Raw genomic sequence first — 12,089 nt, forward strand, 5'->3', positions numbered from 1 at the left:
GAGGACGCGGTACGAGACGGAGGGCCGGGCCGCCGCGCGTTCGGCGGCGGGTGACGGCCCTCGGAGGTGCGCTGATGATCGGTGCGGTGCCGGGGGCGGCGGCCTCCCCGGAGCGCGGGGCAGGACCGGGAGCCACGAGCGGTGCCGCGCGGCGGACCACGCTGCGGCGCGGATCGGCGGAGCGGGCCGGGCTGCTCGCGACGCACCTGGACGACCTGGTCGCGGAGGCCGAGCGCTTCCTCGCGCCCTCCCCCACGCACCCCTGGTACGCGGGCGCCGTGCTCCTCGCCGGGCGGGGCGGGACGGTCGCCCTGCACCGGGCGATCGGCTCGGCCGTGCGGTACGCGGCGTACGACGAGAAGACCGACACCGGTGTCGAGCTCCCGCCCGAGCGGCAGCTCCCGATGACCGAGGACACCGTCTTCGACCTGGCGTCGGTCTCCAAGCTGTTCACCTCGATCCTGGCGGTGCAGCAGATCGAGCGCGGGGCACTGGAACTGGAGACGAAGGTCACCGCGTACCTGCCGGAGTTCGGCGGGGGCGGGAAGCAGGACGTCACCGTGCGGCAGCTGCTCACCCACACCTCCGGGTTCCGGCCCTGGATCCCGCTCCACCGGGAGCCGACGCGGGAGGGGAAGCTGCGGCTGCTGTGGGCCGAGGCCTTGGCGAGCCCGCCGGGGACCGCGTACCTCTACTCCGACCTCAACCTGATCTCGCTCCAGCTGATCCTGGAGGAGATCACCGGTCACGGTCTGGACGCCCTGCTCCACGACGGGATCACCGCTCCGCTCGGGATGCACCGCACGCGTTTCAACCCACCTCTCTCCTGGCGCCCGGAGATCGCCGCCACCGAGGACGCCCGGCCGCCCTGGTCCGGTCTCGACCGGGGCATGGTCCGGGGCGAGGTCCACGACGAGAACGCCTACGGCCTCGGCGGCGTCGCGGGCCACGCCGGGATCTTCTCCCGCGCCTGGGACCTCGCGGTCCTCGCCCGCACCCTGCTGAACGGCGGCGCGTACGGCCGGGCCCGCATCCTCTCCCCCGCGTCCGTGGAGCTGATGTTCACCGACTTCAACACCGCCTTCCCCGGCGACGGGCACGGGCTCGGCTTCGAGCTCTACCAGCACTGGTACATGGGCGCCATGGCCACCCCGCGCACGGCGGGACACACCGGCTTCACCGGCACCAGCCTCGTCCTGGACCCGACGACCGACGCGTTCCTCATCGTGCTCGGCAACTCCGTGCACCCGGTGCGTTCCTGGCGCTCCGGCTCCGCGCCCCGCGTCGCCATGGCGGACCGGCTGGCCAGGGCGGTGCCCGTACGTCCGGCCCGGGGTCGTCGTGCCCCCGAGCTCTCGGCTTCGCCCGGGCAGGGGGGACTCCCGTGGTTCTCCGGCATGGCGAGCGGCAGCACCGGCACGCTCACCCTGCCCCCGGTCCCGGGCGCCGCCCGCGTCGAGTGCGCGCTGTGGTGGGACACCGAACCGGGCGCGGACACCGCCCGCCTGGAGGCCTCCCGGGACGGCGGGGAGACCTGGGAGCCGGTGCCGTTCGTCACCGTACGCCCCGGAGGGGCGCCGGAGCCGCATCCGGCCGGGGCGGTCGGCGGCTGGTCCGGCCGCGTCTGGCACCGGCTCACGGCCGAGGTGCCGGAGCCCGGCCCCTTCCCCGTACGGCTGCGCTGGCGGTACGCGACGGACACGCGGTACGTCGGGCGCGGGGTGTACGTGGACGGGCTGCGGGTGCTGGACGCCGCCGGACGACCGCTCTTCGACGAGGCCCGGCCGGCGGACGGGGCGCGGATGGAGGCGGTGGGGTGGACGGCGTCCGCCGACTGAAGCCCTATGCGGTCCGTCCGGCTTCCGCCTGTTCCGGTGCCGCCGCCGTGCGGAGCTCCGTCAGGAGCGGGCTGATCAGGGGGTGCTCCTCGGCTCCGCGCCGTACCGCCGCGAAGACCCGGCGGGTGGGGGCGACCCCGTCCACGGGGCGGACCTCGACGCCGGAGAGGTCCATCCCGCGCAGCGCCGAACGCGGGACGAGCGCCACTCCGGCGGCGGCCGAGGCGAGGGCGGCGACGGCCCGGAAGTCGTCGGAGACATGCGCGAAGCGCGGGGCGAACCCGGCGTACTCGCAGGCCAGGACGGTCACGTCGTGGCAGGGGTTGCCGGTGGACTGCCCGATCCAGTCGTCCTTGGCGAGGTCGGCGAGCGCGACCCGCTCGCCGACCGCCAGGGGGTGGCCGGGCGGCAGGACCGCGTCGAACGGCTCGGCGTAGAGCGGGACGCGGGTGAGCCGGGCGTCGTCCTCGCCGGGCGCGCCCCGGTACTCGACCGCGACGGCCACGTCGACCTGCCGGTCCAGGACCATGAGCAGGCTCTCGTCGCCCTCCGCGTCCCGGACCCGGACCCGGATGCCGGGCGCGGTGCGGGCGAGGGCCGTGATGGCGGGGGCCACGACGAGCCCGATGCCGGTGGCGAACGCGGCGACCGTGACCGTGCCGGCCTCGCCCGAGCCGTAGGCGGCGAGCTCCGCCTCGGCGCGCTCCAGCTGCGCGAGCACGGCGTTGGCGTGGCTCAGCAGGATCTCGCCGGCCGGGGTGAGGCGCGCGCCGCGCGCGCTGCGGTCCACGAGCCGGTGGCCGGTCTCCTGCTCCAGGGCGGCGAGCTGCTGGGAGACGGCGGAGGGGGTGAGATAGAGCGCGGCGGCCGCCGCCGTGACCGTGCGGTGGTCGGCCACCGCACGGAGGATGTGCAACCGCCGCGCTTCGATCATGCTCCTAGTGTCTCAGCCTGCGGACACCGGCCTCGCAGGGCATCAGCCCCGCAGCGCCGCCCGGGCGTCGACGAAGGCGTCCACGGCCCGGTTCACGTCCTCCGTCGAGTGGGCGGCGGAGAGCTGGACGCGGATGCGGGCCTGGCCCTGCGGCACGACCGGGTACGAGAAGCCGATCACGTACACGCCGCGCTCCAGGAGCAGCTCGGCCATGCGGCCGGCCTCGGCGGCGTCGCCGATCATGACGGGGGCGATGGCGTGGTCGCCGGGGAGGATGTCGAAGCCCTCCTCGGTCATGCGGGAGCGGAACAGCGCCGTGTTGGCGTTGAGGCGCTCGCGCAGGTCGCCGGCGGACTCCAGGAGGTCGAGGACCTTGAGGGAGGCGGCGGCGATGACCGGGGCGAGGGTGTTCGAGAAGAGGTACGGGCGGGAGCGCTGGCGCAGCAGGGCGACGATCTCGGCGCGGGCCGCGACGTAACCGCCGGAGGCGCCGCCGAGGGCCTTGCCGAGGGTGCCGGTGATGATGTCGACGCGGTCCATGACGCCGTGCAGCTCGGGGGTGCCGCGGCCGCCGGGGCCGACGAAGCCGACCGCGTGCGAGTCGTCGACCATGACCATGGCGTCGTAGCGCTCGGCCAGGTCGCAGATCTCGTCGAGCGGGGCGACGTAGCCGTCCATCGAGAAGACGCCGTCGGTGACGATCAGCTTGCGCCGGGCGCCGCCGTCCGTGGCCTCCTTGAGCTGCTGCTCCAGGTCGGCCATGTCGCGGTTGGCGTAGCGGAAGCGGCGGGCCTTGGAGAGGCGGATGCCGTCGATGATGGAGGCGTGGTTGAGGGCGTCGGAGATGACGGCGTCCTCGGGGCCGAGGATCGTCTCGAAGACGCCGCCGTTGGCGTCGAAGCAGGAGGAGTAGAGGATCGTGTCCTCCTGGCCGAGGAAGGAGGAGATGCGGGCCTCCAGCTCCTTGTGCACCTCCTGCGTGCCGCAGATGAAGCGGACGGAGGCCATGCCGTAGCCCCAGCGGTCGAGCGCGGCGTGGGCGGCGGCGATGATCTCGGGATTGTCGGCGAGGCCCAGGTAGTTGTTGGCGCAGAAGTTGAGCACCTCGCCGGGGCGGCCGCCCGCGGTGACCTCGACGGTCGCGGACTGGGGGGTGCCGATGACCCGCTCGGGCTTGTGCAGTCCGGCCTGCTCGATCTCTTCGAGGGTGGCGCGGACGGAGTCGCGTACGGAATCGAACATGGGTCAGGCTCCCGTGGTCCAGTCGAGGATGATCTTGCCGCTCTTGCCGGAGGCCGCGTCGTCGAAGGCGGCCTCGAAGTCGGTGTAGTCGTAGCGGCCGGTGATGACCGGGCTGAGGTCCAGACCGCCCTCCAGGAGCACCGACATCGCGTACCAGGTCTCGAACATCTCGCGGCCGTAGATGCCCTTGATGGTGATCATGGAGGTGACGACCTTCGCCCAGTCGACGGCGAAGTCCTCGGCGGGCAGGCCCAGCATGGCGATCTTGCCGCCGTGGGTCATGTTGGCGATCATGTCGCGCATCGCGTGGGGGTTGCCGGACATCTCCAGGCCGACGTCGAAGCCCTCCTTGAGCCCGAGCGTGCGCTGGCCGTCGGCGATGGTCTGCTCGGCGACGTTGAGGGCGAGCGAGACGCCGGTCTTGCGGGCCAGGGCGAGGCGCTCCTCGCTGACGTCGGTGATGACGACGTTGCGGGCGCCGGCGTGCTTGGCGACGGCGGCGGCCATGATGCCGATCGGGCCGGCGCCGGTGACGAGGACGTCCTCGCCGACGAGCGGGAAGGACAGGGCCGTGTGCACGGCGTTGCCGAAGGGGTCGAAGATCGCGGCGACGTCGAGGTCGACGGGGACGCGGTGCACCCACACGTTGGAGGCGGGCAGCGCCACGTACTCGGCGAAGGCGCCGTTCCGGCCGACGCCGAGGCCGACGGTGGCGCGGCAGAGGTGGCGGCGGCCGGCCAGGCAGTTGCGGCACTTGCCGCAGACGAGGTGGCCCTCGCCGCTGACCAGGTCGCCGACGTTGATGTCCGCGACGTCACGGCCGACGGAGACGACCTCGCCGACGAACTCGTGGCCGAGCGTCAGCGGCGTGGCGATCGTCTTCTGCGCCCAGCCGTCCCAGGAGCGGATGTGCAGGTCGGTCCCGCAGATACCGGTCCGCTTGACCTTGATGAGGACGTCTCCGGGGCCGGTCTCCGGCTCGGGCACGTCCGTGAGCCAGAGTCCCGGCTCCGCGTTCAGCTTGACCAGCGCCTTCAATGCAACGGCTCCCGACGTGCGTGTCCTGTGATGTGTGGGTGCGGGCACGACTGTGCGCCCAAGATCCCTGGAAGAGAATCTTCCGTACGCGAGGCTTGCGGTCCATCGAGGATTTCTTAAGCGCGCTCGCAGATCAGCTTCACACCCCAGGCGGGGACAGGGCGACGTCAACGGGGCCGAACGGAGAGACGACCGTGCGGGCAGGCCCCTTCGCGTCAGCGTCCGAGCGCCGCCATCGCCGCGTTGTGGCCCGGGATGCCGCTCACTCCCCCGCCGCGGATCGCGCCCGCACCGCACAGCAGGACGTTGGCGTGCGGGGTCTCGACACCCCAGCGGCCGGTGCCCTCCTCCCCGTACGGGAAGGAGAGGTCGCGGTGGAAGATGTGGCCGCCGGGCAGCCGCAGCTCGCGTTCGAGGTCGAGCGGGGTCTTCGCCTCGACGCAGGGGCGGCCCTCCGCGTCGAGGGCGAGGCAGTCGGCGATCGGCTCGTCCAGGTGGGCGTCGAGCTGGGCGAGGGTCGCGGCCAGGAGCTTCGCGCGCGTGCCCTCGTTGTCGGCGGTGAACAGCCGGGCGGGGGTGTGCAGGCCGAACAGGGTGAGCGTCTGGTGGCCCGTGGAGGCCAGTTCCGGGCCGAGGATCGTCGGGTCGGTGAGGGAGTGGCAGTAGATCTCGGACGGCGGGGCGGAGGGCAGGCGCCCGGCGACGGCCTCGGCGTGGGCGGTGGCCAACTGCCCGTACCCCTCGGCGATGTGGAAGGTGCCGGCGAAGGCCTCGCGCGGGTCGACGGAGCGGTCGCGCAGCCTCGGCAACCGGGTGAGCAGCATGTTGACCTTGAGCTGGGCGCCCTCCGGGGCGGGCGGGGGCGTCTCGCCGAGCAGGGCGGCGAGCTCCTGCGGGGAGGCGTTGACGAGGACCCGCTCCGCCTCGACGGTGCCTTCCCCGTCGGCGGTGCGGTACGTGATCGCCGCGCGGCGACCGTCGGTCTCGATCCGGGTGGCCTCGTGGCCGGTGAGGATGCGGGCCCCTGCCGCGCGGGCGGCGTCGGCGAGGGCGTCGGTGAGGGCGCCCATGCCGCCGACGGGCACGTCCCAGTCGCCGGTGCCGCCGCCGATGACGTGGTACAGGAAGCAGCGGTTCTGGAGGAGCGTCGGGTCGTGGGCGTCGGCGAAGGTCCCGATGAGCGCGTCGGTGAGGACCACGCCCCGGACGAGGTCGTCGGCGAAGGTCTTCTCGACGGTGACGCCGAGGGGCTCCTCGAAGAGGATCCGCCAGGTGTCGGCGTCGTCGACGCGGGAGCGCAGCTCCGTGCGGGTGGGGAGGGGTTCGGTGAGGGTGGGGAAGATCCGGCGGGCCGCCTCGCCGGTCCGCGCGTAGAAGCCCTGCCAGGCCTCGTACGCGCGGTCGGAGCCGGTGAGCGCGGCGAAGGAGGCCCGGGTGCGGTCGGGCCCGCCGCCGACGAGCAGGCCTCCGTCGCCCTTCGGGGTGTACGAGGAGACGGACCGTTTCCTCACGGCGAACCGCAGTCCGAGGTCCCGCACGATCTTCTCCGGGAGGAGCGAGACCAGGTACGAGTACCGGGAGAGCCGCGCGTCGACCCCCGCGAACGGCCGCGTCGACACGGCCGCCCCACCGGTGGTGCCGAGCCGCTCCAGGACCAGGACGCTGCGTCCGGCACGGGCCAGATAGGCGGCGGCGACAAGGCCGTTGTGACCGCCTCCGACGACGACGGCGTCGTACGAGCGGGCTGCGGCGGGGGCGTGGGGGTCGGTCATGGCTCATGCTCACACGCGCCCGCGTACCGGGGGAAGACCGTCGTCATGCGCCATGACCACGGCATGACTGAGATCGTTCTGCCGCCTGAGCAGGCAGGACCCGGCGGCGAGCCGGTACGTCTCCCCGCCCGAGATCGCCCCGCACAGCACCGGGACTGCCGTCGACCTGACCCCGGCCGGGTCCGACGGGCGGGAACCGGACCTTCGGCGACCGCTACCGGGCCCTGACGACGGGCGCGGCGGAGGCCCCGTACGGCCCGAAGGAACGCACATCGTCCGGACTGATCGCCCCGCGGGCCCGACGGCCGTCGACAGGCCGGTGCCCAGCCGGGCCGGTCGGCCCGTCACGGCCCCGGATTCCGCGCCGCCTCCCCGCCGTCACACCGCCGTCACGCCTCCGGCGCGGTGGCCGCCTTCATGAGGAGGGCGGCCGCTTCCGTGTGGCGGCCGAGGCGCTCCAGGCTGTGGGCCTCGTCGTCGAGGGCGGCGAGGGTGTCGGGGTGTGCGGGGCCGAGGAGGCGGGTGCGGGTGGCGGCGATCACGCGGTGGCATGCGAGCGCCTCCTCCCAGCGGTCGAGCCTGCCGAGGGCGACGGCCGTCTCCCAGCGGCTGGTGAGCGTGTCGGGGTGGTCGGCGCCGAGGACCCGTTCGCGGTCGGCGTGCACGCTCCGGGACTCGGCGAGCGCCTCCGTCCAGCGTCCGAGCCGGCCGAGGTTGACGGCGAGGGCCTGACGGGCGCGCAGCGTCTCCGGAGCGTCGGGTCCCTGGGCGCGGGTGCGGGCGGCGACGAGGTCGCGGCAGACGTCGAGGGCGTCCGCGGCCTGGCCGAGCCTGCCGAGGCAGACCCCGGTGTCGTAGCGGGCGGCGAGGGTGTCCGGGTGGTCGGGGCCGAGGGCCGAGGCGCGCGCGTCGGCGACCGCGCGGTACTCGGCGAGCGCTTCCTCTCCGCGTCCGAGGCGGGTGAGGGTGAACGCCACCTCGTGGCGGGTCACGAGGGTGTCGGGGTGCGCTTCGCCGAGCAGCCGGGCCCGGGCCTCGGCGACCTCGTGCGCCGTGCGGTACGACTCCTCCAGGCGGCCGAGGCGCCCCAGCGTGAACGCGAGGTTGTGGCGGCAGCGCAGGGTGTCGGGGTGGTCGGGGCCGACGGTCCGCTCGCGGGCGGCGATCACCTCCGTGTACACCTCGTACGCCTCGGGGTGCCGTCCGAGGCGGCCCAGGGCGTAGGCCCGCTCCTGCCGTGCCGCCAGGGTGTCGGGGTGGTCGTCGCCGAGCACGCGGGCGCGCGCCTCGGCGACCTTCCCGAAGACGTGCAGGGCGTCGGCGGGGCGGTCGAGCCGGGCGAGGGCGAAGCCGACCTCGTACTGGCTGGTCAGGGTGGAGGGGTGGTCCTCGCCGAGGACCCGGGCGCGGTCCCGGGCGACGGACCGGTGGACGGACTCGGCCTCGTCCCAGCGGCCGAGTCTGCCGAGGCCCATCCCGGCCCGGAAGCGGCCGGCGAGCACCGCGATCAGTTCGTCCGTGGGCGCGGGGGCGGGCGGCGGGGTGGGGCCGGGCGCCCCGGTGGTCCACTCGGTGGTGAGGACGGCCGCGGCGGGGTCGTGGGCGGCCGGGCGCGGCCCGTCGGCGGCCGCGGGGCGGTGCCCGCCGGTCATTCCCCGGACCCACGCGGGCGTGGGGGCCGCCGGTGCCTCGGGTACGGGCATGGGCACGGTCGGCGGCAGGGCGGGGCGCGCGGGCGTCTCGGCGGGCGGCGGGAACGAGCCCGTGCCGAAGCGGCCCGAGACGATCCGGCGGCGCAGGTCGCCCGCGTCGGCCGGCCGTTCCTCCGGGGCCTTGGCGAGCAGGTCGACGACGATCCGGTCGAAGTAGTCGGGCAGCTCGGCGCGGAGCGCGCGCGGCGGGCTCGGCACCGTGTCCCGGTGGCCGATGAGGATGGCCCAGGAGTCGCCGAGGTCGAAGGGCGGGGCGCCGGTGGCCAGTTCGTACAGCACGCAGCCCAGCGAGTAGAGGTCGCTGCGGTGGTCGATCTCCCCGCCGCCGCCGATCTGCTCCGGGGACATGTAGTGCGGCGTCCCCATGGCGATGCCGGTCCCGGTGAGCTTGGAGGTGAAGCCCATGTCGGTGCCGAGTCGCGCTATCCCGAAGTCGCAGATCTTCACCGTGCCGTCCCGCAGCCGCATGATGTTCGCGGGCTTGAGGTCGCGGTGGACGATCCCCCTCCGGTGCGTGTACGCGAGGGCGTCGGCGACCTGGTCGGCGATCTCGACGACGTCCTGGACGGGCAGCGGGTGCTGGTCGTTGGAGACGAGGAGCTGGCTGAGGTTGCGGCCCTCCAGGAGCTCCATGACGAGGAAGAGCACGCCCTCGTACTCGCCGAAGTCGTGCACGACGGTGATGCCCCGGTGCTGGAGCGCCGCCGCCACCCGGGCCTCGCGGCGGAAGCGCTCGCGGACCACGGCGAGGACCTGCGGGTCCTGCTGCGGTCCGAGCGGTTTGAGGCACTTCACGGCGACGCCGCGCCCGAGCGCCTCGTCGGTGGCGCGCCACACCTCGCCCATGCCCCCGCGACCGATGACCTCGTGCAGGCGGTACCGGCCCTGGATCAGTCTGGAGTCCCCCATCGCGTGCTGCCGCCCCCGTCGATTCCGTACTGCCTCCTCGGCTCCTCCAGTATGGCCGCCGGGTCGGACGGTGAATACGGGGCGGGGTACGCGTACGGGTCGGGCCGGGTCTCCGGGCCGAGCCGGTCCGTGGCGCGCAGGATGTGCCGGGGCGGCAGACGCCAGCGCAGGCGGGAGGGGACGCAGCGCAGGAGGTTGGCCGTCGCGGCGAGGCGGCGGGTGACGGTCTCCGGCGGCGGGGCGGGCCGGCCGTAGAGCGCGTGGGCGTAGAGGGGCAGGGTGTCGTACGCGAGCGCGGCGACGCGCCGCCAGATCACCTCGCGCGCCGGGACCAGGACGGGTTTGACGGGCGGGCGGCGCAGGAAGTCCGCGACGGTCCGGGCGTCCGGCCCGGCGGCGAGGCCGGGGCGGACCGTGTCGAAGTAGACGGCGAGCTCGGCGGTGGACGCGGGGACGGTGTCCGGGTCGAGGCCGACGAGCCGGGCGGAGGTGCGGTGCTCGTCGACGTACCGGTCGGCCTGGGCGTCGGTGAGGGGGATCCCGGAGCGGCGCGCGACCGAGAGGTAGGAGTCGGTCTCGGCGCAGTGGACCCAGAGCAGCAGTTCGGGGTCGTCGACGCCGAGCAGCCGGTGGATCCGGCGGACGCGGGCGCCGGCCGCCTCGGCGGCCTCGGTGGTCCCGTAGCTGAGGGTCCCGACGAAGTTCGCGGTCCGCATCAGCCGGCCCCAGGGATCGTCCCGGAAACCGCTGTTGATCATGACGCCGCGGACGGCGACGGGGTGGAGCGCCTGGAGCCAGAGGGCCCGGACGCCGGCGATCCACATCACCGGGTCGCTGTGCAGCTGCCAGGTCACGGAGCGGGGGCCGAAGAGCCCGGGGTCGGCGTCCTGCCTCATGGCGCTCAGGCTACGCCGGAACCGTTCCCTCGGAACCGGTCGGGAGGCGTCGTCTTCGGCGCCGGCGGCGGGTCAGGCCTCGCGCCGCGCGTCGATCTCGGCGATCAGGGCCTCGACGCGGGTCCTGATCTCGTCCCGGATGGGGCGGACGGCCTCGACGCCCTTGCCGGCCGGGTCCTCCAGGGACCAGTCGAGGTACTTCTTGCCGGGGAAGACCGGGCAGGCGTCGCCGCAGCCCATGGTGATGACGTAGTCGGACGCCTGGACGGCCTCGGTGGTGAGGATCTTCGGCGTGGCGGCGGCGATGTCGACGTCGGCCTCCTTCATCGCCTCGACCGCGGCCGGGTTGACCCGGTCGCCCGGGACGGAACCGGCGGAGCGGACCTCGACGCGGTCGCCGGCGAGGTGGCGCAGGAACCCGGCGGCCATCTGGGAGCGGCCGGCGTTGTGCACGCAGACGAAGAGCACGGAGGCGAGCGGAGCGGTCATGGGCACTTCCTCGGGGACGGCATGGCCAGGGAGACCATACTGCTCCGATGCGGACGCCCGGCGGCCCCCTGCGCCCCCGGATCGTGCCCCCGCTCGCCCGTGATCCGACTCCAGGAGACCCTGTCCATGACCGTCACCGGGCCCGCCACCGGCGGCGTCGCCCTCGCCTTCCCGTCGCCGAGGCCCGTGCCTCCCGCCGCCGCGCCCCGCAGCCCGCTCGGCGCGCGCGCCGCCGCCGAACTCGTCGGCACCGCCGGCCTGGTGGCGGTCGTCGTCGGCTCCGGAGTCCAGGCCACGCGGCTCACCAACGACGTCGCCCTCCGGCTGCCGGCCAACTCCACCGCCACCGTCTTCGGCCTCGGCCTCGGCGTCCTGATCGCCCTCCTCGGCCCGGTCTCGGGCGCGCACTTCAACCCGGCGGTCAGCCTGGCGGAATGGTGGACCACCCGCCGCGAGGGCGGCGGCGTGACCGGGTGGGGGCGATGGTCTCGAAGGTGGCGTTGCCCTCGTCGATTCCGGCCCGGTAGATCGCGAGGACCGCGTCGGCGTGGTCGGCGGTGAGCGGCACCACGGTGGCGGGGGCGGCCGTGCCGGCGGGGGCGGCCATACGGCGGCCGCCCGGGTGAGCAGCTGCCCCATCGCGGCCAGGACGGCGGGCTCCACGCGGTAGTAGACCCAGGTGCCGCGCCGTTCGGAGGAGAGCAGCCCGGCCTCCTTCGACACATCGACGAACATCGAAGCAAGGAGTCCGCCGTGCACCCCACCGAGGAACAGCCGCCCGTCGTGGTCATCGGGGCCGGCCCCGTCGGACTGGCGGCCGCCGCGCACCTCGTCGACCGCGGTCTGGAGCCGCTGGTCCTGGAGGCCGGGAAGCGGGCGGGCGCGGCGGTGCGCGCGTGGTCGCACGTGCGGCTCTTCTCCACCTGGAGCGAGCTCACCGACCCGGCCGCCGAGAAGCTCCTGGCCCCGGCCGGCTGGGTGAGGCCGGACCCGGGCACCTACCCGACCGGCGGCGACTGGGCGGAGCAGTACCTCCAGCCGCTCGCCGACGTCCTCGGCGACCGCGTCCGCACCGGCGTCACGGTCACCGGCGTCTCCCGCGCCGGCCGCGACCGCGTCGTGGACGCCGACCGCGAGGCCCAGCCCTTCACCGTGCACGTCCGGCACGGCGACGGGCGTGAGGAGCGTGTCCTCGCCCGCGCGGTGATCGACGCCTCCGGCACGTGGTCCACCCCGGCCCCGGCCGGCGGCGACGGACT

Annotated in this window: 9 protein-coding genes and 2 pseudogenes; 4 read left to right on the top strand and 7 right to left on the bottom strand. The window is 74.6% G+C overall.

Annotation, left to right across the window (positions count from 1 at the left end; translation table 11 throughout):
• Positions 1 to 74 precede the first annotated feature (74 nt).
• The gene (locus ACFYUS_RS25570; protein ID WP_388856448.1) at positions 75 to 1,838 is read left to right on the top strand and encodes a serine hydrolase; all 1,764 of its coding nucleotides are present in this window, start codon (positions 75 to 77) and stop codon (positions 1,836 to 1,838) included.
• A 4-nt stretch (positions 1,839 to 1,842) separates the two neighbouring features.
• On the opposite strand, the gene ACFYUS_RS25575 is transcribed toward ACFYUS_RS25570, so the two are convergent.
• From ACFYUS_RS25575 to ACFYUS_RS25590, 4 genes are all read right to left on the bottom strand, one after another.
• Positions 1,843 to 2,772, bottom strand: coding sequence for a LysR family transcriptional regulator (locus ACFYUS_RS25575; protein WP_388856450.1), 930 nt, complete (start codon positions 2,770 to 2,772; stop codon positions 1,843 to 1,845).
• Between the two features lie 42 nt (positions 2,773 to 2,814).
• On the bottom strand, positions 2,815 to 4,014 hold the full coding sequence (locus tag ACFYUS_RS25580) for a glycine C-acetyltransferase (RefSeq protein WP_388856453.1): 1,200 nt from the start codon (positions 4,012 to 4,014) through the stop codon (positions 2,815 to 2,817).
• A 3-nt stretch (positions 4,015 to 4,017) separates the two neighbouring features.
• The gene (gene tdh, locus ACFYUS_RS25585; protein WP_388856456.1) at positions 4,018 to 5,052 is read right to left on the bottom strand and encodes an L-threonine 3-dehydrogenase; all 1,035 of its coding nucleotides are present in this window, start codon (positions 5,050 to 5,052) and stop codon (positions 4,018 to 4,020) included.
• A 215-nt stretch (positions 5,053 to 5,267) separates the two neighbouring features.
• The gene (locus tag ACFYUS_RS25590; RefSeq protein ID WP_388856459.1) at positions 5,268 to 6,824 is read right to left on the bottom strand and encodes a phytoene desaturase family protein; all 1,557 of its coding nucleotides are present in this window, start codon (positions 6,822 to 6,824) and stop codon (positions 5,268 to 5,270) included.
• Between the two features lie 103 nt (positions 6,825 to 6,927).
• On the opposite strand from ACFYUS_RS25590, the pseudogene ACFYUS_RS25595 reads away from it, so the two are divergent.
• Positions 6,928 to 7,030 (top strand): annotated as a pseudogene (locus ACFYUS_RS25595) (dipeptidase); the annotation flags it as partial.
• A gap of 183 nt (positions 7,031 to 7,213) precedes the next feature.
• Here the strand turns inward: ACFYUS_RS25595 and ACFYUS_RS25600 are convergent.
• The 3 genes from ACFYUS_RS25600 to ACFYUS_RS25610 form a co-directional block, all read right to left on the bottom strand.
• Positions 7,214 to 9,445, bottom strand: a complete 2,232-nt coding sequence (locus ACFYUS_RS25600; protein ID WP_388856461.1) for a tetratricopeptide repeat protein — start codon at positions 9,443 to 9,445, stop codon at positions 7,214 to 7,216.
• Positions 9,427 to 10,341, bottom strand: coding sequence for an oxygenase MpaB family protein (locus tag ACFYUS_RS25605; protein ID WP_388856463.1), 915 nt, complete (start codon positions 10,339 to 10,341; stop codon positions 9,427 to 9,429). Before ACFYUS_RS25605 ends, ACFYUS_RS25600 begins: the two co-directional genes overlap by 19 nt.
• A 72-nt stretch (positions 10,342 to 10,413) precedes the next feature.
• Positions 10,414 to 10,830: an arsenate reductase ArsC gene (locus ACFYUS_RS25610; protein ID WP_388856466.1), complete on the bottom strand. Its 417-nt coding sequence runs from the start codon at positions 10,828 to 10,830 to the stop codon at positions 10,414 to 10,416.
• Between the two features lie 126 nt (positions 10,831 to 10,956).
• Here ACFYUS_RS25610 and ACFYUS_RS25615 point away from each other — a divergent pair.
• Both ACFYUS_RS25615 and ACFYUS_RS25620 read left to right on the top strand, forming a co-directional pair.
• Positions 10,957 to 11,301 (top strand): annotated as a pseudogene (locus ACFYUS_RS25615) (aquaporin); the annotation flags it as partial.
• 282 nt (positions 11,302 to 11,583) lie between these two features.
• Positions 11,584 to 12,089: FAD-dependent oxidoreductase (locus tag ACFYUS_RS25620; RefSeq protein WP_388856468.1), on the top strand; the 506-nt coding region annotated here is incomplete at its 3' end.

It is taken from the genome of Streptomyces sp. NPDC004284 (assembly GCF_042874035.1).
Taxonomy (GTDB): domain Bacteria; phylum Actinomycetota; class Actinomycetes; order Streptomycetales; family Streptomycetaceae; genus Streptomyces.